Here is a 26,812-nt window from a genome sequence, read left to right on the forward strand (position 1 = left end):
TCGATCGTCTCTGCCGGCGGCTGTCTCGTGTGGAAACGAAAAATCCCCTCGCACAGGAGGGGACGCCGCGCCGATGCCGACCGGGCCGTTACCGGCGGTCGGGACTGATCAGCGCGGCTCGCTAAGCAGAAGGCGTACGGCACGCATGGCGTCAGGGTACCGCAGCCATTGAGCAAGCCGCGACGCGCTTACGTATGCCCTCTTGGCACCGGGTGCCGTTCGCTCAGATCCCGCAGAGCACTCCAACATCACCCGACAACAACTGAACAACAGTCAAAAGTTACTTCGCGTAACAACCGCTAAGGGACATCACCACGACCCCATTGTCCTTTGATAACAACGCAATAACTCAAACCTCGTACCCACCGGTATGGCTCGACTTAGAGTGCGGCGGCGGGACCGCTTTCCCGAACTGCTCGGAGTTGCCCCCATGAACCCTCGTCGTAGTAACAGCTCACTACCCAAGGCCGGTCGCTCGGTCTACGGGATGGTGTCGGCTGTCGTCCTGCTCTTCATACCCGTGTTCGTGCTGGTCGGAGGTGAGAGGGTCCGAGACTTCCTCAATTTCGGCGCGGGCGTGCTGTCCCTGGTCTCCCTCACCTGCTCGGTGATCTGGGGCCTGGTCGCCCAGGACCGGATCTTCCTCAACCCGCAACAGCGGATCATCGGCCAGGCCGTGCACCGGACCACGGCGGTCGGCTCGATCGCCTTCCTGCTGCTGCACATCACCACCAAGGTCGTCCTCGACCACACCACGCTGATCTCCGCGATCATCCCGTTCTCACTCGGCGTCACCGGGAGCGCCGGCCTGATCGGCCTCGGCTCGCTGGCCGGCCTGCTGATGATCTTCGTGGGCATCACCGGCGCCCTGCGCAGCCAGTTCGCCTCCCCGGCCCCGGTCGCCGCCCGCTGGCGCGCCATGCACATGCTGGCCTACCCGGCCTGGTGCTTCGCCCTGCTCCACGGCCTGTACTCGGGCCGCGAGGCCAAGCCGGTCTTCGTGATCCTCTACGGCCTGTCGCTCGCCGGCGTCATGGCCGCCCTGGCCCTGCGCGCCGCCCCCCGCCCGGTCAAGCGCAAGGTCGCCGACCGCATCCAGGCGATCCTCGGCACCCCGGACAACCGGGGCCGCGATGAGCTGGACGCCAGCCGCGCCAGGAACGCCGAGACCTCCTCCTCCGCGCTGCCGGGCTACGAGGGCACGCGCGCGACGCGGTCCCGCCCGTCCACCGCGTTCAAGGACCCCGCACCCTCCGCCGCGGAGCCCGCCAACGGCTTCGCGGCCGCCTACCGTGCCGTCACACCCACCCCGCGCATCCCCCAGCAGCCCTCCTACGGCGCCGACCAGACCGCCCGCATGGACCTGCCGACGGACATGCAGGCCACGGAGGCGATCCCGCGCTACGACACCGGCGGCAGCACCTCCGGCAGCTGGCCGATCCCCCTGCCCCCGCCGGTCGGCGAGGCGCCCCCCTCGGCCTACGACCCGCTCCAGGACACCGGCTACACCATCCCGACCTACCGCGATCCGGGCACGGGCGGATACGGCACGAGTGACATGTACGACACCGGTGAGACAAACACCATGTCCGGCGCGTACTACTCGAACGACACGTACAACAGCGGTCCCGCCACTGGTCCAACGCCGGGTGAGTCGTACGACTTCGACACACCGGGCCCGGGCGAACCTTGGAACATGCCTTCCGGAGGCTATAGGTGAACGAGGCCCTGCCCGACGTCCCAGAAGTCCGCGTGGTCGGACTTCCTCAGCTCACGTCGGGCTTCGACCTTGTCGAAAGACTTGATCTGCCCATGCACCTGAAGGTGCACGGGCCGCTGGAACCCCTGGGCGGCGAGCAGCTCGCGAAGCTCTCCGAGAACATCAACCTGAAGGGCCGCGGCGGCGCGGGCTTCCCCTTCCACAAGAAGCTGCGCTCGGTCGCCGAGGCGGCGATCAAGCGCGGGGTGCGCCCGGTCGTCGTCGTCAACGGCAGCGAGGACGAACCGGCCTGCCGCAAGGACACGGTGCTCATCAACCGCGCCCCGCACCTCATCCTGGACGGCGCCCTGCTGGTCGCCGAGGCCCTCGGCGCCCGCACGCTCGTGGTGGGGGTCACCCGGGAGTCCACCCAGCGCTCCATGGAGGCCGCCCTCGCCGAACGCGGCCTCAGCAACGGCCGCAGGTCTGCCCTGCGCGCCCGCGTGCAGCGCAACCCCGTCCGGATGGTCACCGGGGCGGCGGCCTCACTGGTCCGCTCCATCGACGGCGGCCCCGCGATCCCGCCCGGCCGCAAGGTCAGCGCCTCCCAGAACGGCGTCGGCGGCGCCCCGACCCTCCTGTCGAACGCCGAGACCTTCGCCCAACTCGCCATCGCCGCCCGCATCGGCCCCGAGCGCTACGGCAACACCGGCCTCTACGACGAACCGGGCACCGTCATGCTCACCGTCTCCGGCGCCGTCGCCCGCCCCATGGTGATCGAGGTCCCCACGGGCGTGCCGCTGCGCTACGTCCTGCAGCTCGCGGGCGCCCCGCCGGTCCCGCAGGGCGTGCTGACCGGCGGCTACCACGGCAAGTGGATCGACGCGGCGACCGTCAACGAGGCGATCGTCTCCCGCAACTCCCTGGACGCCGTGGGCGGTTCGCTCGGCGCCGGCGCCATCCTGCCGATCAGTCAGGAGACTTGCCCGCTGGGTGAGTCGCTGATGGTGGCGAGGTGGCTGGCCGAGGAGAGCGCCGGCCAGTGCGGCCCCTGCTACCTCGGTCTGCCGGCCGCCGCGCGCGGCCTGGAGGACATCCTGAACGGCGGTGGCCCGGCCGCCCTGGAGGCGCTCAAGCAGGTCGCCAAGAACGTCAAGCGGCGCGGCGCGTGCTCGCACCCCGACGGCTCCGCGATGTTCCTGGAGTCGACCATCAAGGCCTTCACCGACGACCTCGCCGCCCACGTCCTCGGCAACGGCTGCGGACGGCCCGTGGAGGGCGTCCTGCCGCTCTTCGAGGGCGGCCAGACCCCCTCGGGCCTCCCGGGCGGCACCGAGTCCGAGGAGAACGGCCCGAGCCGCCAGAAGATCTACGTCGACTGGACGCTCTGCCGGGGCCACGGTCTGTGCGCCGGCATCCTCCCGGAGGTCTTCGAGCTCGGCGCCGACGGCTTCCCCACCGTCGCCCAGGCCCAAGTCCCGCGCTACGCCGAGGCGAAGGCGCTGCGCGCGGTCCGCCGCTGCCCCGCCCTCGCCCTGCGCCTGGAGGAGTCGGCCCCGCGCGACAACGGCACCGCCCGCAACCTCCCGGTGCTCTCCCAGGGCCGCGGCCGCCGCGCCCTGGGCCGCTGAGCCGGCAGCACGAACCGGCAGCACGAAGGGGCCGCCCGTCTCCGGGCGGCCCCTTCGGCGTCACGACCGCCGTATCGACCGCTGTATCGACCGCCGTGTCAACTGCCTCTGGAAACACAAGAATCCCGCCGGATCGAGATGATCTGGCGGGATCTTTCCGTGGAGCTAAGGAGAATTGAACTCCTGACCTCCTGCATGCCATGCAGGCGCTCTACCAACTGAGCTATAGCCCCTTGCGGTGTCCTCCGGGCTTCCCCGGCGGCGACGCCAACATTACACGGTCACCCGGGTGGAACACCAAATCGTTTCCGAGGCCCGCCACCGGCGGGCCTCACGCGGTGACGAACGAGTAGAACCTCTTGAGCGTGCAGTGCTCCTCGAGCAGCCGGCCGTAGATCGGCTCGCCCTCGAGCTCGCGGTACGTCTCGATCGGGTCGCCTTTTATGATCAGCGCTCGCGCGCATTCCTCGCACCAGTACTGGTAGTCGGGATTGACCGGCTCCATGTCCCGCACGATCGGCGTCCCGCTGCCGCACCAGTCGCACTTTCGCCTGTGCGCACCCATCGATCAGCTCCAGCTGTGGCCGCAGGCCGTGCAGACGTAGGAAACCCCTCCATTGTCACCGAGGACTTGGGCAACGTGCAGGGAACCGCAGGAAGGGCAGGTGAACCGGGTGACCGTGTCCCGTGTCGACGCTGCTTCAAGGAGGTGGCCGACCTCCTTGAGGATGCTCGCAGGCATCACTGCTCCCTCCCGTCGGGCCGCGCCCCCTTCCGGCCGTTTGATTCTGCCACGGCCGGACCAATACGGTCAGCGACGCCTCAGTACCAGTCCGGACACGGCACCCACCGCGGGCCGTGCCGGACAGCGCGAACAGCCACGCCAAGGCGCCTCCGCAGAGGTATACGCCTCCGGGGCCCAAGTGACTCAAGCCGGACGCGGATCGGATGCGGACCGGATGCGGATCGGTCCGATACGACAAGATCCCGCCCCCCTGAGGGGACGGGATCTTGATCTGTGGAGCTAAGGAGAATTGAACTCCTGACCTCCTGCATGCCATGCAGGCGCTCTACCAACTGAGCTATAGCCCCTTGCTTTGTTCGTTCCGCTCCGCGGGGCGAACAAGAAGAACTTTAGCCTGCGACCTGCCAGAAAGTGAAATCCGCTCAGTCGTCGTCCCCGAGCACCGGCTCGGGCAGCGTGCCGGCGTTGTGCTCCAGCAGCCGCCAGCCGCGAGCGCCCTCACCGAGGACGGACCAGCAGCAGTTGGAGAGCCCGCCGAGGCTCTCCCAGTGCCGCGCCTCCAGACCGAGGAGCCGGCCGATGGTGGTGCGGATCGTGCCGCCGTGGCTGACGACGACGAGGGTGCCGTCGTCGGGGAGCTTGTCGGCGTGCCGGAGCACCACGGGGGCGGCGCGGTCGGCCACCTCGGTCTCCAGTTCGCCGCCGCCGCGGCGGATCGGCTCGCCGCGCTTCCACGCGGTGTACTCCTCGCCGTGCGAGGCGATGATCTCGTCGTGGGTCAGCCCCTGCCAGACGCCCGCGTAGGTCTCCCGCAGGCCCTCATCGTGGCTGACGTCGAGGCCGGTGAGGGCGGCGAGTTCGGCGGCGGTGTGCGCGGCCCGCTTCAGGTCCGAGGCGACGATCGCGTCGGGCCTCAGGGAGGCGAGCAGCCGGGCGGCGCGGCGGGCCTGGGACAGGCCCGTCTCGGTCAGCTCGACGTCCGTGGTGCCCTGGAAGCGGCGCTCCACGTTCCAGGCGGTCTGGCCGTGCCGCCACAGAATGACGCGGCGGCCCCGGCCGGACCGGCCGCCCGTCACCTCACCGGTGGCGCTCACCGCCAGTCCTCACCGAGGTCGGCCGCCTCCTCGGCGGCCTTGAGCTTGGCGTGCTCCTCGCCCTTGCCGCGGGTGGCCTTGGCGTCCTCGGGCAGCTCCAGCTCGGGGCAGTCCTTCCAGAGCCGCTCCAGGGCGTAGAAGACGCGCTCCTCGCTGTGCTGGACGTGCACGACGATGTCGACGTAGTCGAGCAGGACCCAGCGGGCCTCGCGGTCGCCCTCGCGGCGCACCGGCTTGGCGCCGAGCTCCTTGTTCAGTCGCTCCTCGATCTCGTCGACGATCGACTTGACCTGGCGGTCGTTGGGCGCGGAGGCCAGCAGGAAGGCGTCCGTGATCGACAGCACGTCGCTGACGTCGTAGGCGATGATGTCGTGCGCGAGCTTGTCGGCGGCCGCCTGGGCGGCGGTGTGGATGAGCTCGATGGAGCGGTCAGTGGCGGTCACTACACGGCTTTCGGTCGGTGATGGCTGGACCTCAAGGGTCTCACGGACCGCAGAGGGTCCCCGTCCGTTCGGTGATCATGACGACGAGGGCGCGTAGTCCTGGCCGAGGACCACGGAGACGTTGGCGTTCGAGGAGACCTTGCCCTTGGTGACTGCGCCGGTGGGCAGGCCCAGGGTCTTGGCGACCTCGGTGGCGTTCTCCTTGTCGTCCGCGTCGGCGTAGACCACCTCGGAGGCGCTCTGCGCGGTGGACGCGGTGCCGGCCTCCAGGAAGGTGAAGCCGCCGTTGAGGAGCACGATGCGGGCCTTCTCGGTGTTGCCCTTGACGCCGCTGGCGTTCTGGACGGACACCCGGACCGCGGCGTCCTGGTCGGGGCTCTTGGCGGTGCCGCCGAGAACGTCCTTGACCACGCTGTCGCTGGCCTGGGCGCTCAGGGCGCCGTCGGTCTGGACGGGCAGCAGGGCGGTTTTGTAGTCGCCGCCCTTGGCGAGGTCGGCGAGCTTGGCGAGGAAGGTGCCGAGGTCCTTGTCGGTGAGCGAGGGGTCGAGGATCTGCGCCAGCGTCTGGACGGTGACCGTGGCTCCCTGCGCGTCGGAGGACATCTTGCGCAGCACGCCCTGCATGACCTGTCCGAACCGCTCCAGCTGGGCGTTCTGGGCCTCGCCGGAGCCGCGGTAGGTGGCGTAGGCGACGGCCATCTTGCCGCTGAGGGTCTGGTTCGCGCCCTTGTTCACCAGGGGTGCGGTGCCCTTCTTCCCGGCGTCCGGGTCGGGCACGTCGGCGTCGGTGTCGACCTCGATGTTGCCGATGATGTCGACGAGGTTCTGCAGGTAGGGAGTGTCCAGCCGCCAGGTGCCCTGGATCTGGGTGCCCAGCACCGTGTCGATGGCCTCGCGGGTGCCGGAGGAGCCGTCGTCCTCGACGGACTTGGCGAGCGTGGTCGTGGTGCCGTTGTCGTCGGCCACGGCGAGGGAGTTGGGCAGCAGGACGGTGGTGCCCTGCTTCGTGGTGGTGTTGTCGACGAGCAGCGCCGTGGAGGTGCCGCCCTTCTTGGTGTTGTGCAGGTGGACGACGATCACGTCGCGGTTCTGGGCGGCCGCGGACGTGGCCGTGCCGGTCTTGTCCTCGGACGAGGACAGGCCGGGCAGCTTCCCGGCGTACCAGAGGTAGCCGACACCGCCGACCGCGGTGAGGGCGAGGACGACGACGAGGGCGACGAGCCGGCTGCGCGCGCGGCGCTTGGCCTCCTCGCGGCGCTCGGTGCGGTTCTCGGTGAAGTTCAGCCAGTCGATGACGTCCTCGGAGTCGGTGTCCGGCTCCTCGACGAAGGCGAACTGGCCGGTCTCGTAGTCCCGTTCGGACCGTGTGCCCCCGCCGTCCGGCTCCTCGGCCGGTCCCGCCTGCTGCGGGATGTAGGCGGTCTGCTCGGCGACCCGGGGCTGCTGCCCGCTCGCGGCGGCCTGCCCGTAGGGGTCGTACGCCGTGCCCGCGGCCGGAGCCCCGGTGTGCCCGTACGGGTCGTAGGGCGGCACGGGTGCCTGCTGGCCGGTGTCGTAGGGCTGCCCCGGGTACTGCGCCTGGTACTGGGTCGGGTACTGGGCGGGGTACTGCTCCTGCTGCTGTCCGCCGGCGGCGTACGGGTCGTAGCCGTAGCCCTGCCCCTGGGCGTACGGGTCGTACGGCTGCTGCTGCGGGTGTTGCTGCGGCTGCTGGGGGGCGACCTGCTGATAGACGGGCCGGCCATACTCGTCGTAGCCGACCACCTCGTAGCGGTCCTCGTGGTCGCCGCCGTGTCCCGCGTCGTATGGATCGTTCACCGGGTGCCCCTCTCGGCTCACTCGCCGCGGTACAGCTCGCGCTTGTCGATGTAGCGCACGACTCCGTCCGGCACCATGTACCAGATGGGGTCGCCCTTGGCGACTCTCGCGCGGCAGTCCGTCGAGGAGATGGCGAGCGCGGGAACCTCCACCAGGGAGACACCGCCTTCCGGGAGTCCGGCGTCGGTGAGGTGGTGGCCGGGGCGGGTGACCCCGATGAAGTGCGCCAGGGAGAAGAGCTCCTCCATGTCTCGCCAGGTGAGCAGCTGGGCGAGGGCGTCGGCGCCGGTGATGAAGAACAGGTCCGTGTCGGGGTTGAGCGCGCGCAGGTCGCGCAGGGTGTCCACGGTGTAGGTGGGGCCGCCGCGGTCGAGGTCGATCCGGCTCACCGAGAACTGCGGGTTCTCCGCGGTCGCGATGACCGTCATCAGATAGCGGTCCTCGGCCGGCGAGACACTGCGGTGGCTCTTCTGCCACGGCTGCCCGGTCGGCACGAAGACGACCTCGTCCAGGTGGAACTGCGCGGCGACCTCACTGGCCGCCACGAGGTGCCCGTGGTGGATCGGGTCGAACGTTCCGCCCATCACGCCGAGGCGACGCTTGCCGCGGTTCGACGGGGCGTTGCCCGGGCCGGTAGGCATGTCCTGCTCTCCCATGCGTGCAGACCCTACCGGCCCGTCCTGAGGGCAGCGGACGGAGGAGGCCCGAGGTGCCCCGGTATGGGCACCGGATGCCTCAGCGGTCGCGGTTGAAGCGAGTGGTGATCCACAGCAGGAGCATCAGGGCGACGAACGCGCCGCCGCCGGTGAGCAGCGGGCTGAGGCTCTCGTGGTTGCCGCCGTGCTCCTCGCCCTCGGCGGCAAGGGTGACCAACTGGGCAGCGGCGCTGTGGAAGCTCATCTTCGGCAGGACCTATCCGGTGGGCGGGATAAAGATGTCGGCCCATGGTAAGCGGGCGGCCCCGCGCCGATCACGCCGACTCCGCCGTTGGGACGCCGGGTTGCCGTCCGGCTCGCGCCGAAGGGAACCTCCGCGCCGCGTCAGTCGTCCTTCTGCCTGTAGCCACGCAGCAGGAACCACGCGGTCAGCGCACAGCCCACCAGCATCACCACCAGTACGACCCGGAGCAGGTTTCCCGGCCCTTGCTGCTCGGCTGCGCCCGCGGCTGTGGTGAGCCAGGCGGACGCGGGGTGGTGCTCCATGACGGGACTCCTTCGCTGTACTGCCCGTCCACCGTATCTCCGCCTACGCTGGGCTCTGCTTCGGGGGCGCAAAGGACCGCACAAGGGTCCGCAAAGGACCACCTCTCACGCACATGGGGGAAGACATGTCCGACGACGGCCACGAGCAGAACGGGCACGAGAACGTGCCAAGCAGGCAGCGCAGGCGCTTCCCCGGGATCTCCTCGCGCGCCTACGAGCACCCCGCCGACCGCTCCGCGCTGGTGGCGCTGCGCAAGCTGAGCGGGTTCGACACGGTCTTCAAGGCGCTCAGCGGGCTGCTGCCCGAGCGGAGCCTGCGGCTGATGTTCCTGTCCGACTCGGTGCGGGTGTCGGACCAGCAGTTCGCGTACCTCAACGACATGCTGCGGGACGCCTGTTACATCCTGGACCTGGAGAAGGTCCCGCCGATGTACGTCAGCCAGAACCCGCAGCCGAACGCGATGTGCATCGGCCTGGACGAGCCGATCATCGTGGTCACCACGGGCCTGGTCGACCTGCTCGACGAGGAGGAGATGCGGGCGGTCGTCGGGCACGAGGTGGGGCACGCCCTCTCCGGTCACGCGGTCTACCGGACCATCCTGCTGTTCCTGACCAACCTCGCCATCCGGGTGGCGTGGATCCCGCTGGGCAACCTCGCGATCATGGCGATCGTGACCGCGCTGCGCGAGTGGTTCCGCAAGTCGGAGCTGTCGGCGGACCGGGCGGGCCTGCTGGTCGGCCAGGACCTGCGGGCCTCGATGCGCGGCCTGATGAAGCTGGCGGGCGGCCACCATCTGCACGAGATGAACGTGGACGCGTTCCTGAAGCAGGCCGAGGAGTACGAGGCCGGGGGCGACCTGCGCGACTCGGTGCTGAAGATCATGAACGTCCTGCCGCGCTCCCACCCCTTCACCACGGTGCGGGCGGCCGAGCTGAAGAAGTGGGCCGAGTCCCGCGACCACCAGCGGATCATGGACGGCCACTACCCGCGGCGCGACGAGGACAAGGACACCTCGGTCACGGACTCCTTCCGCGAGTCGGCGGCCGCCTACGCGAGCAACGTCAAGAGCTCCAAGGACCCGCTGATGAAGCTCGTCTCGGACATCGCGGGCGGTGCGGGCGACCTGGGCGGCCGGGTCCGCCGCGGCTTCGGCGGCTTCGCGACCACGACCCCGACCGCCGACGAACCGCCGAGCGACACCCCGCCCCGCAACGACGACTGAGAGCCGCTGAAGACGCCCGAAGGGGCGCGGGGTCGAGGCCTCAGACCTTCGGCTGAGCCCCAGTGGCCAACGTCCCGCACACCGCCGCCGCCCGTCCCGTCGCGAACGGGTCCGTCCCGGCCGGCCCGCCCTCCTTCGCGGTCCGGCCGGCCAGCAGCGGGCGCAGCAGCTCCGCCGTGTCGTCCCCGCAGGACAGCGGCCCGGCCTGGACGTACGACACGGTGAGCTGCGCCTGGTGCAGCCGCACGTCGTTCTGGTCGAAGCGGAAGCGCATCTCGCGCCGCACGGTGAACAGCGAGGAGTCCGCCCCGGCGGCCGCGCCGGCCGGCCGCAGCGCGTAGACGAAGGTGTGGTCCGAGGTGATCTCGAGGAACGCCGAGGACGTCTCGGTGGTCCTGAGGGTGCCTTGGACCCGGATCCGGGGGTCGGCCAGCTCGACGGTCTCGGGGTCGAAGCGCACCAGCCATCCGGTGACCGCGTGCCGTCCGTCGGCGGCCGGACGGTGCAGGCTCTCGTCGAACTGGGGGTGCTGGTCGGCCGGCAGCAGCACCCGCACGGGCCGGGTCTCCCCGCCGGTGAGCACCTCCGGGTAGAGCGCGGAGCGCACGAGGTACTCCTTGACGGTGTCCAGGGCGCTCATGACCTGCGTCGCGGAGAAGTGCGAGGTGTCCCGGGCGGCGGGCAGGGTGATCCCGGCGGCGCCGACGCGGAACTGGGCGGCGGGACTGTGGTCGTACAGGAACCCGGGGTCGGCCGCGCCGGGCACCTTGCCCTGCGGGGCGAGCGGGACGACCGTCGTGCGGAACGCGGAGGCCTCGACGTCCCGGAGCGCGGCGGGGTTCTCGTAGGGGTGCCGTACGCCCATGTAGATCGCGGTGCCGAAGGCCAGGGCGATCAGCAGGGCCAGCACGAGCAGCTGCCGGGACAGGCCCCGGCGCATCGGCGGGAGGCGTCGGACGGCGGGCGCGTGGTCGGCCAGGCGCTCCCGCGCGGAGAACTCCTGGAGCCGGGCAGCGCGGACGAACGACTCGTCGAAGACGACGGATCGGTACTCGTCCTCACCGCCACCGGGGACGCCCTCGGGTGCCCCCTCAGGCGGGTCTCCAGGCCCTCCCATACCTTCAGAGTAGGTCTCCGGGAGCTCAGGTAAACGCCCCGCTGTGCGACAACTTCTGACACGTTCTCACCGGGATCGTCGGCAGGTGGCCGGTCCTCGGTCAGGGGGTGCGCGGGAAGGCCGAGATGGCTGGCTGGGAATGGTCGGCGGAGGCCGAGGGGGCCGCCGCGGAACCCTGTTCCAGACCGGTCGAGGCGGGTGCGGGCGGGCCCTGGTCCCGACTGTCGGAGGATGCGCCCCGGTAGACCGCGACGAAGGCCAGCGCGACCATGCCGATGCCCATCACGAGCGCCAGCATCCAGGCGACGGGACGGTGCCAGCGGACCTGCTTGCCGTAGGTCCCGGGGGCGCCGTAGCGGCCTTCGAGGATGTCGGTGTCGTCCAGCTCGTCGAGCTCGGGATCATGGCCGAAAGAGCCGCGTCCCGCGGGACCGAACCCGTCCTCGTAGCGCTCGCTGCCGCCGTGGGCCCGGCGGGCCTCGGCCTCGGAGGCCTCCGCTCTCGCCTGGGCGGCGGCCAGGAGGCGTTCGACGGCGGTCGGCTCGTGCACCACGGCCGCTCGTACGAAAGCCTCGTCGAAGACCACGGAGGCGAACTCTTCGTCCGACACCCCGCGGTCGTGGTCGTCGTCGGGCTCCCAGCCGTCAGGGAACGGCATGCCCCCCACGTCCTCCGGCACGGATCCAGAGTAGACCTGGGGGGTCATTTTGGGCAGACGGTATGGAAATTCGTCCGCCGTCCGAGGCACTTCTCGTGCGGTACGGGTGCGTACCGGACGCGTGTGCCGACCGCATATGCGCCTCTTCCGCGCCTCGGCGCCTCAGCGCCGGACGTGCCCGTCGCCCGTGACGATGTACTTCGTGCTCGTCAGCTCCGGCAGTCCCATCGGGCCGCGCGCGTGCAGCTTCTGCGTGGAGATGCCGATCTCGGCGCCGAAGCCGAACTGGCCGCCGTCGGTGAAGCGGGTGGAGGCGTTCACGGCGACGGTGGTGGAGTCGACCAGCTGGGTGAAGCGGCGGGCCGCCTGCTGGGAGGTCGTCACGATGGCCTCGGTGTGGCCGGAGGTCCACAGCCGGATGTGCTCGACGGCCTTGTCGAGCGAGTCGACGACGGCGGCGGCGATGTCGTAGGACAGGTACTCGGTGTCCCAGTCCTCCAGCGTCGCCTCGACGACGGTCGCCTTGGTGTCCTTCGCGTACGCCAGCACGCGCGGGTCGGCGTGGACGGTCACCCCGGCCTCGGCGAGGGCGTCCAGGGCCCGCGGCAGGAACTCGGGGGCGATGTCCTGGTGGACCAGGAGGGTCTCGGCGGCGTTGCAGACGCTGACCCGCTGGGCCTTGGAGTTGATCAGGATGTCGATCGCCATGTCGAGGTCGGCCTGGGCGTCGACGTAGACGTGGCAGTTGCCGGTGCCGGTCTCGATGACGGGGACGATCGACTCGGTGACGACGGTCTGGATCAGCGAGGCGCCGCCGCGCGGGATGAGCACGTCGACCAGGCCGCGGGCGCGCATCAGCTCCTGCACGCTCTCCCGGGACTGGCCGGGGACGAGCTGGATCGCGTCGGCGGGCAGTCCGGCGCCGCCCACGGCGTCGCGCAGGACCCGTACGAGGGCGGTGTTCGACTCGTACGCGGAGGCCGAGCCGCGCAGCAGGACGGCGTTGCCGGACTTCAGGCACAGGGCGGCGGCGTCCACCGTGACGTTCGGGCGGGCCTCGTAGATGATCCCGACCACGCCGAGCGGGACGCGGACCTGGCGCAGGTCGATGCCGTTGGGCAGGGTCGAGCCGCGCACCACCTCGCCGACCGGGTCGGGCAGCGCGACCACGTCCCGGACGTCGGAGGCGATGGCCCGCACCCGCTCGGGGGTGAGGGTGAGCCGGTCGATGATCGCCTCGCTGGTACCGGCCTCGCGGGCCTTGGCGATGTCCTTGGCGTTCGCCTCGACGATCTCGCTCGTCCGGACCTCCAGCGCGTCCGCGATCGCGAGCAGCGCGTCGTCCTTCTCGACCCGCGGCAGCGGGGCGAGGTCGGCGGCGGCGGCCTTGGCACGGTAGGCGGCCTGGGTGACCGGGGACATGGCGTCGTACGGCGAAAGCGTGGTCATGAGGGAAGGGTAGTGCGCACAAGCGGGGCGGCCACCGTTCATCCCACACCGCGAGACATCCGTCCACCTGCCGTCAGAACGGGTGGACCCCCACCGGTGTCGCCGGGAGCGGACCGTACCCCTCCGCGATGCGGTGGTGGTAGGTCTCGCGGTCGATGACCTCCAGGCCGACGATCTCCCAGGGCGGCAGTCCCGCGGTCAGCCGGTGCTCGCCCCACAGCCGCAGCGCGACGGCGGCCGCGTCGTGCAGGTCGCGGGCCTCCTCCCAGTACCGGATCTCCGCGTGGTCGCCCGCGTAGCGGCTGGTCAGCAGAAAAGGGTGGTCGTGGGCGAGTTGTTCGAGACCGCGCCGCACCTCCGTCAGCGGGGCCTGGGGCCCGGAGACGCTGAGCGTGACATGCCACAGCCGGGGCAGGTCACGCGGCTGCTCGTACCGGTCACCGGCCGCCACGCTCGTCAGGGCGCGCTCCTCGCTGCGGGACCGATCCCCCGGGCGCACTCGTCTCACGACGGCCTCCTCCACTCAGTGACCGACCCGGTGGTCGTGCGGAATGTGTCCCTGGGACAAAGTTGAGCAGGCCGCAAGGGTTCGCGTGGCGCTTTTGCGGAACGTCCACCTGAGGGCGACGGTCCCGCCGGGGCGTTCACCCCGTTTTCGGGTACGCCGCCCGGACGGCGTCAGGGCTGGAGGATCACCAGGTCGTCGCGGTGCACGACCTCGCGCTCATAGGCCGCGCCCAGCTCCTGCGCCAGCTCCCTGGTCGAACGCCCGATCAGCTGGGGAATCTCCCTGGCGTCGAAGTTGACGAGCCCGCGGGCCACCGCGCGCCCCTCGGCGTCCCGCAGCTCGACCGGGTCACCGGCGTTGAACTCGCCCTCGACGGCGGCGATCCCGGCCGGCAGCAGCGAGGTGCGGCGCTGCACGACCGCGCGGACCGCGCCGTCGTCCAGGGTCAGCGAGCCCTGCGGGGTGGAGGCGTGCTGGAGCCAGAGCAGGCGGTCGGCGGAGCGCTTGCCGGTGGGGTGGAAGTAGGTGCCGGTGTCACCGCCGGAGAGCGCCTCGGCGGCGTGGACCGCGCTGGTCAGCACCACCGGGATACCGGCCGCGGCGGCGATCCGGGCGGCCTCGACCTTGGTGACCATGCCGCCGGTGCCGACGCCGGCCTTGCCGGTGCTGCCGATCTCCACGTGCGCCAGGTCCGCGGGGCCCCGCACCTCCGCTATCCGCGAGGTGCCGGGCCTGCTGGGATCGCCGTCGTACACCCCGTCCACGTCGGACAGCAGCACCAGCAGGTCGGCGCGGACCAGGTGGGCGACGAGCGCGGCGAGACGGTCGTTGTCGCCGAAGCGGATCTCGTCCGTGGCGACGGTGTCGTTCTCGTTGACGATCGGGAACGCGCCCATCGCGAGGAGCTTGTCGAGGGTCGTGGAGGCGTTTCGGTGATGCGCGCGGCGGCTCATGTCGTCGCTGGTGAGCAGGACCTGGCCGACCCGGACGCCGTAGCGGGCGAAGGAGGCGGTGTAACGGGCCACGAGCAGGCCCTGCCCGACGCTGGCGGCGGCCTGCTGGCGGGCGAGGTCCTTGGGGCGGCGGCGCAGTCCCAGCGGGGCGAGTCCGGCCGCGATGGCCCCGGAGGAGACGAGGACGACCTCCCGCTCTCCCCCGCCGCGGCTCTTGGCGAGCACGTCGACCAGGGCGTCGACCCGGTCGGCGTCCAGGCCGCCCGACGCCGTGGTCAGCGACGAGGAGCCCACCTTGACGACGATCCTGCGGGCCTCGCCCACGGCCTGCCTTGCGCTTGCCACCTGCACGGTCCCCACTTCCTCACGCCTGGCAGCAATCTACGCGAAGCGGCCCGCTTGAGACGTCCTGGTCCACCCCCCGGACGCATCGGGAGGTAACCGCTCCCTCACCCTTTGCGCACGGCAAAAAGGTTGTAGGGGTTGCGTCTAGGAATCAAAGGAGATCAAAACTTATTGTGAAGTGTGTGCCACCCAAAGCTCGCAACTCCCAGCGCATCCTGATCCGGTCCGGCAAGAGTCCGTTCGACGTCGTCCCCGTGGAGGAATCCCTCCAACGGGACGTCATCGCCACCAACTCGGGCAACCTGATCTTCAGTGACGCCACCCACAAGATCCTTGAGACACCCGACACCGAGGTCGTCTCGAACGGGATCAAGTCCCTGGTCTCCGAGGCCGCCCGGATCAACGAGGAGTACGACGCCTTCGTCGTGCCGCTGGCGAACGCCTTCCGCCCGTCGTTCGAGGCCCAGCTCCAGCGCCTGACGCGACTGATCCAGCGGCTGAAGATCCCGGTCGTGGTGGTCGGGGTCGGCGCGCAGACCGGGCTGAACTACGACCCCTCGCGCCTGAAGCCCATCGAGCCGTCGGTGCGCGCGTTCGTCTCGGCGGTCCTCGACCACAGCGCCTCCATCGGGGTGCGCGGCGAGTTCACCGAGCAGTACCTGAGGGACATGGGGTTCCGGGACGTCGAGACGATCGGCTGCCCGTCGCTGTTCATGAACGGCAAGGAACTCGACGTGCGCAAGCGGACGCCCGCGCTGACCACCGAGTCCCGGATCGCGATCAACGGCTCGCACAACGCGGTGCAGAAGCAGGGCCTCGGCAAGCTCATAGCCCAGACCCACGCCCGCTACCCGCACCTGCGTTTCATCGGCCAGAACCTCAGTGACGCGCGGCAGCTGCACTGGCGGGACCTGTCGGACCCCAACGCCAAGGTGACGGCGATACCGACGCACCCCGACCACCCGATGTACCAGGAGGACAAGGTCCGGGTCTACCTCGACCCGATCACCTGGATCGACGACCTGCGCGAGTTCGACTTCTCCTTCGGCTCCCGCATCCACGGCAACATCGCGGCGCTGCTGGCGGGCACCCCCGCGACCGTGCTCGTCGGGGACTCCCGGACGCTGGAGCTGTGCCGCTACTTCGACATCCCGCACGTCCCGATCGACAAGGTGCCCGCCGACCTGGACCCGGCGCGGCTGTACGAGGAGGCGGACTTCGGCGCGCTGGTGAGCGGTCACCAGGAGCGCTTCGAGCGGTTCACCGGGTTCCTCGAGCGCAACGGCCTGCGGAACACCTTCACGCACGGCGACGGCGGCGCGGCCTTCGAGAAGCGGATGAGCAAGCTCTCCTTCCCGCCGGGGGTGCGTCCCTGGCTCGAGGCGGACCTCGGTTCGCTGGCCGGGCGGATGGCGTACATGCAGCGCCAGATCACCGAACTGAGCCGGGACAACGAACGGCTGAAGCGGGACCTGGCCCGGGCGAGGTCCGGTTCGCGGACGTCCGCGAGCCTTCCGGCGCCGTCGGTCTACCGCCGGGCGCGCCGGGTGGTGGGCGCCCCCATCCGCCGGGCTCTTCAGTCGGGCCGCCCGTAGGCCGGTCGGCGAGAGCCGGTCCCTGGTGCCGCGGCACCAGCACTCCACGGTCGTCGCAAGGCGCCCGGACACGCGCGTGTCGTCCAGAGGTCGGCGGGCGTTAACCCGGGCGCACGTCCTGCGACGACCTTGGAGTGACGCAGTGTCCCCTTCCCTTGCCCGCCGGCGCTTCAAGAAGAGGCCGAAGGCGTCCAAGACGCCGAAACGGCCCGCGAAGAGACTCCGCCTCGGACGCTCCCCGAGGCGCCCGCGCACACGCTCGCTCGCGGGTCTCGTGAAACGTCCCTTCAGCCGGCCGCGCAGGCGCCGGGTCGCCCTCCCGCTGCGCCGTCGCGCCGCCCAGCTGTCCGTCATCGCCCTGCTCGCCGCCGCGTTCGCCGCGCAGGCCGTCGCGGCCCTCCTGCCCGACATCCCGCTGCTGCTCGCCGCGACGGCCGCCTCCGTGGCCGGGGAGGGTGTGCTGTACCGGTGGCAGCGCCCCATGATGTCGATGTTCGCCAAGTCGCACGCGGACATCACCGTGCGGCACGTGCTGCGCGACCTGCTGCTCGTGGCCGGTCTGCTGCGGGTCGGCGAGCAGGAGCGCGAGTCGGTGTACGCCCCGCTCGTCGCCGGCGTCCTGATCTTCTACGGTCTGCACTTCGCGATCCAGGCGGTCTCGGTCCTGGTCCGCCGCACCCGCACCCTGCCGGTGGTGACCCGGAACATCGACGCCTCCGCGCTGCGCCTGTCCACCGCCCCGCCCGCGCTGCTGCTGCGCCGGCCGGGCCACCGGCTGCTGCTGTTCGGGCTGCCGGCCACCGCCGGTCTCGCGGCGACGGCGGCCACCGACGTGCCCGCGGCCGCGGCGGCGGGGGTCGCGCTGTCGCTGCTGCTGGCGCTGCTGGGTCTGGGTGAGCTGCTGCTGCGGCTGCTGCCGAGCCGTCGTCCGGCGGGCGAGCAGGAGGTGCTGGACTGGTTCGACGCGTGGCTGGCCGAGTACCGGCCGACCGTCGGGCTGTACTTCTCCGGCGGCGCGTCCTCGGCGTACCAGGCGAACATGTGGCTGGAGCCGCTCGCGAAGCTGGACGCGCGGCCGGTGGTCGTGCTGCGTGAGCGGTTCATGGTGCAGAAGATCGCGGCGACCGACATCCCGGTGATTTGCCTGCCCAAGGTCACCACGCTGATGCGGCTGGAGCAGTCCACGCTCCAGGTCCTGATCCACCCCTCCAACTCCGGCAAGACCTCCCAGGTCCTGCGCATCCCGACGCTCAAGCACACCTTCGTCAACCACGGCGAGAGCGACAAGCTGTCCTCGTGCAACCCGTACGCGAAGGCGTACGACGAGGTGTGGGTGGCCGGTCCCGCGGCCCGTGAGCGCTACGCGCTGGCCGAGGTCGGCGTGGACGACCGGGAGGTGGTGGAGATCGGCCGTCCCCAGCTGGACGCCGTGACGCCGTACGCGGGCCCGCCGACCGGCGCGTACACCACGGTGCTCTACGCGCCGACGTGGGAGGGCTGGGACGGCAACCCGGGCAACACCTCGGTGATCGCGGCCGGCGAGAACCTCGTACGGGCGCTGCTCGCCGACGACGGCGTACGGCTGCTGTACAAGCCGCACCCGCTGACCGGTTCGGTCGATCCGCGGGCCGGGGCGGCCGATCAGCGCATCCGGGAGCTGATCCGGGCGGCCAACCGGCGGCGGACCGGGCCGCGGCCCTCCGATGACGGGGAACTGGCGCTGCGGACGGCGGAGTTGGACCGGCTCACCACGGCCGACTTCCGGGACGGCGCCGACCAGGTGGAGCGGATGCTGTTGCAGTCGGTGCCGCCGAAGGGGCGGGCCCAGGCGGTGGAGCGGGCCACGGCCGCCTGGGAGGAGGCGTACTGGGCGTCGCTGCCGGAGTGGGAGCACCAGGTCGTCACCGACGCCCGGCCCGCGCTGTACGCCTGCTTCAACCAGGCCGATCTGCTGATCAGCGATGTGTCCAGCGTGGTCAGCGACTTCCTGGCGAGCGGCAAGCCCTATGCGGTGGCCAACACCAGCGGGCTGGCCGAGGAGGCGTTCCGTGAGACCTTCCCGACCGTGCGGGCGGCGACCGTGCTGACGCCGGACGGGCAGGGGGTGCCGGCGCTGCTGGAGGCGGTGCGCAGGCCGGAGAAGGACGGGCTGGCCCAGGAGCGGGCGGCGTTGAAGCGCCATCTGCTGGGTCCGGCGGAGCCGGTGTCGCAGGTGCGCTTCGACGCGGCCGTGCAGACGCTGTGCGCGAAGTCCGGGGAGCACCGCACGCGGATGCGGGAGCGGCTGGCGACGGAGATCCCCGCTCCGCGGCAGACCGAGGCCGAGGCGCCGGTCACACCGCCGCAGCCCGCTTGACGCCCCGGCCCGGCAGCATCCGGCGGGCCTTGCGCGCCGCCCGCCGGGTGAAGGAGTCGAGCCCGCCCTCCCGGTAGCCGGGGAAGTTCCGGGCCTCGCGCGGCTCGGCGAGGTAGACCGCGTCGGGGATACCGGCGGCGGCGTCGCGGAAGTGCGGGTAGGCGAGGTACAGACGGCGGCCGCGCTTCTCCAGGAGCGCGGCGGCCTGCCTCTTGTCCCGCAGGAATCTGAGGACGTCCAGGAGGAGATCGGGCCGTTCCTCGGCGATCAGGTGCAGGCGCAGCCGCTCCTCGACCTTGAGGCGGACGGCGACCTCGTCGGTCCAGTAGGCGTCCATCAGGGGCTTGGCGAGTTCCAGCTTGTGCCGGCGGACCTGCTCGCTGTCCTTGAGGAAGCGGGGGCCGAACTGCGGCAGCAGGGTGACGAGGAACGGGCGGAGCATGAGCATGTCGCGCCGCGGGCCGGCCGGGACCATCTCCGCGATCAGGGTCATCAGGGCGCGCGCGGAGTCGAAGCGCAGGGTGTAGCTGCCGCTCTTGGTGACGTGCTTGCCGTCCTCACGGCCCACCAGGTAGTAGCAGACGTAGTCGTCGATGAGGGAGACGCCGTCGGCCCGCAGATAGGCCTCCATGGTGAACAGGGCGTCCTCGCCGGTCCACAACGACTCGTCGAAGCGCATGCCGTGACGCTCCAGCAGCTCACGGCGGAAGAGTTTCTGCGCGCTCAGGGTGAACTTGATGTTGGAGGACCAGATGTCGGTGCGCTCCAGCGTCTTGCCCCACATCGACTTCGGGGGCTTGCGGTTGATGCCCTCGACGCGGCCGAGCACGACGTCGGTGCCGTTGCGGTCGGCCATCGCGACCATCCGCTCCAGGGCCTCCGGGCCGAGCCGGTCGTCGGCGTCCAGGAAGAACACGTACCGTCCGGCGGCCTTGCCCAGGCCGACGTTGCGCGGGCCGCTGGGACCGCCGGAGTTGTCCTGCCGGATCACCGTGACCGGCATGTCGGCGCGGGCGGCGAACCGCTCCAGGCACTCGCCGGTGCCGTCGGTGGAGCCGTCGTCCACCGCGATGACCTCGATGCGTGTGGGGTCGATGGTCTGGGCCTCGACGGAGGCGAGGCAGTCGACCAGGTACGGCATCGCTTCGTACGCCCCGATGATCACGGTCACATCAGGCTGCGGCACGGTCACACTTCCCCCAGATCATGAGGAACCCTTGGTCATAGGGCATTCCCCCTGTATTGGCTTATTCGCAACGTAGTAGACGGACGAGGACGGGAAGCGGTTGCCTGCTCATACCATTTTTGTGGCGCAGGTCACCGAGCCCTGGACACGCATCCCTCCTGTCCCTGCTGTCCCTGCTGTCCCTGCTGCACATACGTAAAAGAGCCCTGTTTCCGGGAATCACTTCTCGAAAACAGGGCCCTTTTTGACGCTGCGTCGGTCAGGCCGTGGTCGTGGCCTCGGTCGCTCCGCTCGCCGCCCGTGACTCCTGGCCGACGTTGCGCGCCTCCGCCTTGAGGGCGAGGTTCGCCACCGCGGTGTTGAACTGCTCGATGGAGGTCGGCTCGTCCGGGCCCAGCAGGTACTGCTTGAGCTCCCTGCGGTCCGCCGCCAGCGGGTCGCCCGCCGGGTCGCGGGCCGCGTCCAGGAGAGCGCCGAGCTCGACGGCGCTGTTGGACAGGATCGTCGCGGCGCGCACCGCGGTGTTCTGCCGCTTGAACTCCTCCACGCCCAGCTCGGCGGAGTCCGTCACCGCGTACGGCTTGCCGCTGGCGATGAAGTCGGAGACCACGCTGGAGATGTCGGAGACCATCGCGTCGGAGACGTTGAAGCAGTCGTACAGCCGCGGCTCGGCACCGGTGATGACCCGGTGCTCGAAGCTGCCGAAGGAACGCCAGTAGGCGTCGTTCCACTCGGCGCGCAGCCGGGCGATCTCCTCGTGCCTGGCCACGTCGACCACGCCGTCCCGGGTGGCCTCGGCCTCGTCGCCCTTGTCGCCGCCGTTGCCGGACAGCACGGCGATCCGGGCCTCGATCCGGGCGAGGTCCGCCTTGGCCCGCGCCTGGGCGGCCGCGTCGGCGGTGAAGCGGGCGTCGGCGGCACGCTCGGCTGCGGCCTTCTCGACCAGGGCGGTGATCCGCGCGTGCGCGGCGCCCGCCTCCTTGCTCACCGTGCCCGTGAAGGGGTGCGGCTTGTACAGGACCCGGACCGGCGGGTCGGCCTGCACCAGCCGCCGCACGATGTTCTCGCCGGCCAGCACGATCGAGGTGTTGCCGGGGTTGCCGTCCCAGCCCTCCCAGGTGGGCGCGTACAGCACGGTCGGGATACGGCCCTCGGGCACGCCCTGCCAGGTCTGGATGGGCGCCAGCTGGGGGCGGCCGACCTCGGCGATGTCGTCGTCGCGGACACCGACGTCGGCGATGGCGTAGCGGTCGCGGCCCGCGCGGCCCGCGGTCCACACCTCGTCGTACACCTTGCTGAACGGGTTGACGCTGGCGAGCTTGTCGCTGTCGCCGTGGCCGATGAAGACGTGCTTCATGGTCGGCACCCGCAGCAGGTGGATGTTCTTGCCGACGTTCGCCGCGTACAGCGCGACGCGCACGTTGGTCAGGTCCATGTTCATCAGGTGCACCCCTCCGGGCACGCAGATGACGGGGACCGTGGTGGGCGCCAGGTTGGCCAGGATGACCCGCTCACGCAGGATGATCAGCGGCCTGGAGTCCAGCTGCTCCATGGTCTCCAGCCACATGTTGACCTGGTAGGCGGAGTCCTTGGAGCCGGAGAAGTACAGCACCGTCTCCGGCCGGTAGGCGGCCAGCCAGTCGTCGACGGCGGCGAGCACGGCATCCGCGTTGGGCGGGGTCTTGCTGCCGCGGACGTACGGCATGAGCGCGAGGACGTACAGGCAGCCCAGCGCTATCGTCATACCGGTGCCGATCAGGGCCGGGACGGTCTCGTCCACGGCCGCGCCGACCAGCACGCCGACGACGGCGGCGAGGTCCAGGTGCAGCATCTTCTCGGCGGAGCGGTTGAGCAGCCGGCGCGGCGGGGCGTCCGGGATGCGGATGCGGGACTTCAGGTCCACGTTGCGGGTGGCGACCGGCATCCGGCGGCGGTTGCGGATCAGGGTGACCAGCGCGCCGTGCGGGGCCTGAAGGCCGTAGAACGCGATGAAGCAGGCGACCGTGCCGTAGAAGACCAGGCCGTCCGCGAGGCCGAGGCGGGCCAGCAGCAGGACCAGGAGCAGCTGCCTGATCAGGAAGCGGATCGACAGGCCCGCGCGCACCTTGCTCAGGCGGTTGATCAGATAGCTGCCCTTGCGGTGCAGAAAGTGGTCCGCCAGGTACGTCACCGCGGCGGCGGCCGTGAAGGCGGGAACGCTCGGGACGAGCGCGGCCAGCATGAGCGCCGGGAAGCCCAGGATCATGAGGGCCGCCGCGGCCAGTTCGGCCGCGCTGCCCACCCGGGCGACGCGAATGGCTCTGGTTATCACAGAGGAACCTGCTCTTGGAGGGGGAGTGCTGGTGTGGTTCTGACGTGCAGCGAACATGTGAGGAATTCGCGAGGGGGAGCTATTCAGGCCCCTGCGAATGCTCCGATAACGGGCAGCCACAGAGGCCTGAATAGCAGATGTTCAATTGCAGACGATTATGCCACGCCGTCCTGACGGTCCAGCACGGCGGCCAGCGCCTGCTCGAAGCCGGAGGCCTGACCGGCGGCCGCGGTCGGGTCCTGCTGGCGGACGTCGATCACATGACCGGTCAGCTCCGAGAGCAGGACGTCGAGCGAGGTACGGGCCACCGCCTCGGAGGAGAGCAGCGTGCCCGAGGGCTCCTGGCCGAAGGCCTTGGTGCGCATCGGGGTCGCGGTGCGCTCCGGGTTGATGCAGTTGACGCGGACGCCGTCACCGGCCCACTCGTCGGACAGGGCCTGGGTGAGGTTCACCATCGCGGCCTTGGTCGAGGAGTACAGGCTGTACTCGGCACGGCCGCGGGTGTAGCTGCTGGAGGTGTAGAGCAGCAGCTGGCCCTTGGTCTCGGCCAGGTACTTGTAGCTGGAGCGCGCGATCTGCACCGGGGCGAGGTAGTTGACCTTCAGCGCCTCCTCGATGGTGGCGTTGTCGGTCTCGGCCAGCTTGCCGATGCGCAGCACGCCCGCGGTGTTCACGACGTAGTCGATGCGCCCGGTCTCGGCGTACGCCTTGGACAGCGCGTCGTCGACCTCCTCGGGGTTCTCGACGTGCGTGCCGGTGGTGGAGCGGCCCAGCGCGTACACCTTCGAGCCGTAGGCCTCGGCGAGTTCGGCGATGTCCTTGCCGATGCCGTACGAGCCGCCGAAGACCACGACGGTCTTGCCGGTCAGCAGCTCGCGGTAGGCCTCCTCGGAGACCTGCTCGGGCGCGGCGGTGGAGGCCAGCTGGAAGAGCTTGTCGGCGATGAAGACGTCGACGGGCTGGGTGACCTTCATGTTGTACTCGTCGCCCGCGACGACGCGGATCGGCACGTCCGGCAGGTACTTGAGCACGACCGAGCAGTCGTCCGTCGCCTGGAAGTTGGGGTCACCGGCGGCGACCTCGTAGGCCCGCTTGATGGTGGACAGCTTGAAGGCCTGCGGGGTCTGGCCGCGGCGCAGCCGGGAGCGGTCCGGGATCTCGGTGATGAACTCGCCGTCGTCGCCGTGCTTGCGCGTGACGATGATGGTGTCCGCGGACGGGATGGCGACGTCGACGGCCTGGTAGCGCTCCAGCGCGACCACGCAGTCGTCGATGACGCGCTGCGACAGCAGCGGGCGAACGGCGTCGTGGAACAGGACGTTGAGGTCCTCGCCCTCGGCCAGCCCCTCGCCGAGCGCCTCGATGGCGCGCTCGGTGGTCTCGTTCCGGGTCGAGCCGCCCTCGATGACCTTCTTGACCTTGGTGAACCCGGCCTTGGCCACGATCTTCTCTATGTCCGGCACATAGCCCGGCGCCATCAGGACGATGATGTCGTCGATCGAGTCGGCGTTCTCGAAGGTGGTCAGGGTGTGCTCGATGACTGCCTTGCCGGCGATCTTCAGCAGCTGCTTGGGGATCGAGAGACCCACGCGCTGACCGGTACCCCCGGCCAGGATCACTGCGGTGGTGCGGGGCTTGGCGATGTGCTGGGACACAGATGACCTACCTCGGGGCGACAGGGAACTCGGAAATGGTCCCACTTCGGGTTACCGCAGTGCAAGGTGAGCGCCCTCCGCCGCATATGTGCGCGCCATCTGTCATTCACCTTGTACTCCAGGTGACGGCGGGAGACCCGAATCGGGCGCCCGCGGAATTGCTGTGAGTAAGCGCACAAACGGTCAATGTCCGCGGAGCTTCTTCAGACAGCGATGCCCCAACACCTTCACGAGTTCCCGGGAGGGCGTGCGTCTGGTGCACCGAGAGCGCCGCGCCGGGCGCGGTGTGCGCTGCAGGCGGCCGCGAGGGCGCCGTACCGTGCCTGGGCAGTCACCTCGGGTGCGACGTGCGGTTCAGCCGGCGCCTCCCCCACGGGCGGCGGCGGTACGGCGGCCGGCAGCGCCGGATCGCCCAGCACCCGCACGCCCGTCGCGGCGATCCGCCCGACCGTCTCGGCGCCGATCCGCGCGGCGGCCTCGACGGCCCGGTCCGGGGCGCCGATCTTCACGTCCTCGGACGAGGGACTGCACGTGTTCTTCATATGCACGACGGCGCCGTTGCCGACGAGCTTGGAATACAACTCGTCGGGCCGTCCATTGCCGCGGAATTCCTTATTAAGATTCCGCAGCATTTCGGTCTCGCCGAGGGTGAGCGAACGGTTCGCGGCGTCCGGGACCGGCTGGAGGAGATTCTCGGGCAGCCCGAGGAGCCGCTCGAAGGCGCGCGTCAGTCCGCCCCGGTCGCGGCCGTCGACCACGGCGACGGTGATCCGCTCCGGCCCGACCGCCCGGGCCCAGCGCTCGACCAACGGTGGGCGCGATGTCGCCCGTCATCGCGGGTCGGCCGCACGCGGCGAGCGCGGCCCTCCATCGGAGGCCGGGTGGTGGCCGGCCAGGTGAACCCGTGCGCACCGAGCCGGTCCCTCAGGTTCCTGAGACGACGCTGTGAGAGGCCTGGGACACCGACGAGTCCCAGGCTCCCGTCACCCCGGGTCCACGGTCAGGCGAGCTCGACCCCGGGCCGGTCCGACTCCACCCGCAGCTTGGCCAGGGTGCCCGCCGTCGCCTTCGGCCGGCGCACCGTGTCGACGACCCTGACCTGGGCGTCGATGCCGTGCCGGTCGACGTCGAAGAGGTGGTAGCCGCGGTGGGCGTCGAGCAGCTTCCAGTGCGGGTTGTCCGCCATCAGCGGGTCCCACTGCTTGCGGAAGGCGTCCTGGTCCTGGTCGCCGTTGCTGGAGATGGAGGTGCCCACGAACTCGGCGCCGACGACGTCGGAGTCCGGGTCGGCGTAGTCCTCCTTGAGGTCGCTGATCATGGTCAGGTGGCGGTCGCCGGTGAGCACCACGGGGTTGCGGACGTCCTCGAACTCCCGCATCAGCTGGTTGCGTTCGGCCTGGTAGCCGTCCCAGGCGTCGTAGTACCAGAGCTTGCCCTCGCCGACCTTCAGATCGGTCTCGGCCATCATGATCTGCGAGGCGACGAGGTTCCAGCGGGCCGGTGAGTCGTGCAGTCCGTCGAGGAGCCACTCCTTCTGCCGGGCGCCGAGCATGGTGAGCGCGGGGTCCTGGGCGCCCTCCTGGCTGGTGGCCTGGTCGGAGCGGAACTGGCGGGTGTCCAGCACGTTGAGACGGGCGAGGCGGCCGAACTCCAGGCGGCGGTACATCTGGATGTGCGGGCCGTTCGGCACGGAGGTCGCGCGGACCGGCATGTGCTCGTAGTACGCCTGGTAGGCCGCGGTCAGCCGAGCCGTGAAGGCGTCGTGCGCCTGCTTGTCGGGGTCCTGCGGGATCTCGCCGGCGAAGTCGTTGTCGACCTCGTGGTCGTCGAAGGTGACGATCCAGGGGGCGCCGGCGTGCATCGCGGCCAGGTCCGGGTCCGAGCGGTACTGGGCGTACCGGTTGCGGTACTGGACCAGGGTGTACGGCTCCCCGGTGCCCTCGTGCCGGCGCACCCCGGTCGAGGCGGGCGAGGACTCGTAGATGTAGTCACCGACGAAGAGCACGAAGTCGGGGTCCTGGGCGAGCATGTCGGCGTACGGCGTGAACCAGCCGTGCTGGTAGTTCTGGCAGGACGCGAGGGCGAAGCGCAGGCTGCCGCCCTTGGCGTGCGGGTGGGGGGCGGTGCGGGTGCGGCCGGTGGGCGAGATCTGGCCGCTCGCGCGGAAGCGGTACCAGTAGGTGCGGCCCGGGCGCAGACCGCGTGCGTCCACGTGAACGCTGTGCCCGTACTCGGGCCGGGCCTGGGCCACGCCCCGGCGCACGGTCTTCCTGAACCGCTCGTCCTCCGCGAGTTCCCACTGCACCGGCACCGCCCGGTCGGGCATGCCGCCGCCGTTCAGCGGGTCGGGGGCGAGCCGGGTCCACAGGACGATGCCGTCGGGCAGCGGGTCGCCGGAGGTGACACCGAGGCTGAACACACCGTCGGGCAGCGCCGATCCGGCCGCCCGGGCGGTACCCGGCACCCACAGCTGGGCGGAGGCGGCGGCGCCGAGCACAGCGGCGCCGGCGGTCAGAAAGCGGCGTCGGTCGGGCGGTGTTGCTCCGGTCATCAGCGAACTCCCCTGCCTCACTTGCCTCTTGGACAAGAAGAAGCTCGCCTTCTCGACGGTCCGCCCGCTGAACCGTGGTCTTCGCATGCATGACAACTGGGAAGACAACAGGGGGCCCCGGCGGCACAGGGGTGCCCGTCCGCCGCGGTCGGCCGCCCCCCGCGGGGACACGTGAACTCCGACTGCCCGTACGACTCACCGGAACGACGGTCGCTCGCCCCGCCGCGCGCCAGGTCTGCTCACGCGGCGGGTCGGGACGGTCAGCCCTCGAAG

Annotated in this window: 22 protein-coding genes and 2 tRNA genes; 5 read left to right on the forward strand and 19 right to left on the reverse strand. The window is 70.6% G+C overall.

From position 1 onward, the window contains the following. Window positions 1-430: 430 nt before the first annotated feature. Together ACZ56U_RS22685 and ACZ56U_RS22690 are read left to right on the forward strand one after the other, a co-directional pair. Window positions 431-1,720: a cytochrome b/b6 domain-containing protein gene (locus ACZ56U_RS22685; protein WP_469085810.1), complete on the forward strand. Its 1,290-nt coding sequence runs from the start codon at window positions 431-433 to the stop codon at window positions 1,718-1,720. Further along, a complete protein-coding gene (locus ACZ56U_RS22690; RefSeq protein ID WP_469085811.1) occupies window positions 1,717-3,330 on the forward strand; it encodes an NADH-ubiquinone oxidoreductase-F iron-sulfur binding region domain-containing protein in 1,614 nt (537 codons plus the stop codon). The genes ACZ56U_RS22685 and ACZ56U_RS22690 overlap by 4 nt, the downstream gene beginning before the upstream one ends. Window positions 3,331-3,490: 160 nt before the next feature. Here ACZ56U_RS22690 and ACZ56U_RS22695 read toward each other — a convergent pair. The 9 genes from ACZ56U_RS22695 to ACZ56U_RS22735 form a co-directional block, all read right to left on the reverse strand. Beyond that, window positions 3,491-3,563 (reverse strand) — tRNA-Ala (locus ACZ56U_RS22695). A 98-nt stretch (window positions 3,564-3,661) separates the two neighbouring features. Next, on the reverse strand, window positions 3,662-3,895 hold the full coding sequence (locus ACZ56U_RS22700) for a hypothetical protein (protein WP_003976229.1): 234 nt from the start codon (window positions 3,893-3,895) through the stop codon (window positions 3,662-3,664). Between the two features lie 454 nt (window positions 3,896-4,349). Next, window positions 4,350-4,422: transfer RNA gene (locus ACZ56U_RS22705), tRNA-Ala, on the reverse strand. Window positions 4,423-4,497: 75 nt separating this feature from the next. Next, window positions 4,498-5,175, reverse strand: a complete 678-nt coding sequence (locus ACZ56U_RS22710) for a histidine phosphatase family protein (protein WP_469085839.1) — start codon at window positions 5,173-5,175, stop codon at window positions 4,498-4,500. Beyond that, window positions 5,166-5,612, reverse strand: coding sequence for a ribosome silencing factor (rsfS, locus tag ACZ56U_RS22715; RefSeq protein ID WP_391229084.1), 447 nt, complete (start codon window positions 5,610-5,612; stop codon window positions 5,166-5,168). Before rsfS ends, ACZ56U_RS22710 begins: the two co-directional genes overlap by 10 nt. Before the next feature lie 75 nt (window positions 5,613-5,687). Beyond that, window positions 5,688-7,430, reverse strand: coding sequence for an LCP family protein (locus ACZ56U_RS22720; RefSeq protein ID WP_469085812.1), 1,743 nt, complete (start codon window positions 7,428-7,430; stop codon window positions 5,688-5,690). Between the two features lie 17 nt (window positions 7,431-7,447). Next, window positions 7,448-8,086: a nicotinate-nucleotide adenylyltransferase gene (gene nadD / locus ACZ56U_RS22725; RefSeq protein WP_469085813.1), complete on the reverse strand. Its 639-nt coding sequence runs from the start codon at window positions 8,084-8,086 to the stop codon at window positions 7,448-7,450. Between the two features lie 79 nt (window positions 8,087-8,165). Then, the gene (locus ACZ56U_RS22730; RefSeq protein WP_046259935.1) at window positions 8,166-8,330 is read right to left on the reverse strand and encodes a hypothetical protein; all 165 of its coding nucleotides are present in this window, start codon (window positions 8,328-8,330) and stop codon (window positions 8,166-8,168) included. Window positions 8,331-8,470: 140 nt separating this feature from the next. Continuing rightward, complete coding sequence (locus ACZ56U_RS22735; protein ID WP_469085814.1) at window positions 8,471-8,632, reverse strand: hypothetical protein; 162 nt, start codon at window positions 8,630-8,632, stop codon at window positions 8,471-8,473. A gap of 125 nt (window positions 8,633-8,757) precedes the next feature. On the opposite strand from ACZ56U_RS22735, the gene ACZ56U_RS22740 reads away from it, so the two are divergent. Continuing rightward, window positions 8,758-9,855, forward strand: a complete 1,098-nt coding sequence (locus ACZ56U_RS22740; RefSeq protein WP_469085815.1) for a M48 family metallopeptidase — start codon at window positions 8,758-8,760, stop codon at window positions 9,853-9,855. A 40-nt stretch (window positions 9,856-9,895) separates the two neighbouring features. Here ACZ56U_RS22740 and ACZ56U_RS22745 read toward each other — a convergent pair whose 3' ends face one another. The 5 genes from ACZ56U_RS22745 to proB form a co-directional block, all read right to left on the reverse strand. Further along, window positions 9,896-10,972: an SCO2583 family membrane protein gene (locus tag ACZ56U_RS22745; protein WP_469085816.1), complete on the reverse strand. Its 1,077-nt coding sequence runs from the start codon at window positions 10,970-10,972 to the stop codon at window positions 9,896-9,898. A 100-nt stretch (window positions 10,973-11,072) separates the two neighbouring features. Further along, entirely contained in the window at window positions 11,073-11,651 is a 579-nt protein-coding gene (locus ACZ56U_RS22750) for an SCO2584 family spore wall biosynthesis protein (RefSeq protein ID WP_469085817.1), read from the reverse strand. Between the two features lie 141 nt (window positions 11,652-11,792). Continuing rightward, the gene (locus ACZ56U_RS22755) at window positions 11,793-13,079 is read right to left on the reverse strand and encodes a glutamate-5-semialdehyde dehydrogenase (protein ID WP_469085818.1); all 1,287 of its coding nucleotides are present in this window, start codon (window positions 13,077-13,079) and stop codon (window positions 11,793-11,795) included. 73 nt (window positions 13,080-13,152) lie between these two features. Next, window positions 13,153-13,587 (reverse strand): hypothetical protein, encoded by a 435-nt coding sequence (locus tag ACZ56U_RS22760; protein WP_469085819.1) that lies wholly within the window; start codon window positions 13,585-13,587, stop codon window positions 13,153-13,155. Window positions 13,588-13,757: 170 nt separating this feature from the next. Further along, the gene (gene proB / locus ACZ56U_RS22765) at window positions 13,758-14,885 is read right to left on the reverse strand and encodes a glutamate 5-kinase (RefSeq protein WP_469085820.1); all 1,128 of its coding nucleotides are present in this window, start codon (window positions 14,883-14,885) and stop codon (window positions 13,758-13,760) included. A gap of 182 nt (window positions 14,886-15,067) precedes the next feature. On the opposite strand from proB, the gene ACZ56U_RS22770 reads away from it, so the two are divergent. Together ACZ56U_RS22770 and ACZ56U_RS22775 are read left to right on the forward strand one after the other, a co-directional pair. After that, window positions 15,068-16,480: a polysaccharide pyruvyl transferase family protein gene (locus ACZ56U_RS22770; RefSeq protein WP_469085821.1), complete on the forward strand. Its 1,413-nt coding sequence runs from the start codon at window positions 15,068-15,070 to the stop codon at window positions 16,478-16,480. A 322-nt stretch (window positions 16,481-16,802) separates the two neighbouring features. Then, entirely contained in the window at window positions 16,803-18,836 is a 2,034-nt protein-coding gene (locus tag ACZ56U_RS22775) for a hypothetical protein (protein ID WP_469085840.1), read from the forward strand. On the opposite strand, the gene ACZ56U_RS22780 is transcribed toward ACZ56U_RS22775, so the two are convergent. The 5 genes from ACZ56U_RS22780 to ACZ56U_RS22800 all read right to left on the reverse strand — a co-directional run bounded on the left by ACZ56U_RS22780 (window position 18,814) and on the right by ACZ56U_RS22800 (window position 26,539). Next, complete coding sequence (locus tag ACZ56U_RS22780; protein ID WP_469085822.1) at window positions 18,814-20,028, reverse strand: glycosyltransferase family 2 protein; 1,215 nt, start codon at window positions 20,026-20,028, stop codon at window positions 18,814-18,816. The two genes, ACZ56U_RS22775 and ACZ56U_RS22780, sit on opposite strands and share 23 nt — an antisense overlap. 253 nt (window positions 20,029-20,281) lie before the next feature. Next, complete coding sequence (locus ACZ56U_RS22785; RefSeq protein WP_469085841.1) at window positions 20,282-22,303, reverse strand: hypothetical protein; 2,022 nt, start codon at window positions 22,301-22,303, stop codon at window positions 20,282-20,284. 185 nt (window positions 22,304-22,488) lie between these two features. Continuing rightward, entirely contained in the window at window positions 22,489-23,988 is a 1,500-nt protein-coding gene (locus ACZ56U_RS22790) for a D-ribitol-5-phosphate cytidylyltransferase (protein WP_469085823.1), read from the reverse strand. Between the two features lie 227 nt (window positions 23,989-24,215). Next, entirely contained in the window at window positions 24,216-24,797 is a 582-nt protein-coding gene (locus tag ACZ56U_RS22795) for a hypothetical protein (RefSeq protein WP_469085824.1), read from the reverse strand. A 191-nt stretch (window positions 24,798-24,988) separates the two neighbouring features. Continuing rightward, complete coding sequence (locus ACZ56U_RS22800) at window positions 24,989-26,539, reverse strand: alkaline phosphatase D family protein (protein WP_469085825.1); 1,551 nt, start codon at window positions 26,537-26,539, stop codon at window positions 24,989-24,991. Window positions 26,540-26,812: the final 273 nt, after the last annotated feature.

The sequence above is a fragment of the Streptomyces sp. NPDC034103 genome (assembly GCF_055575395.1).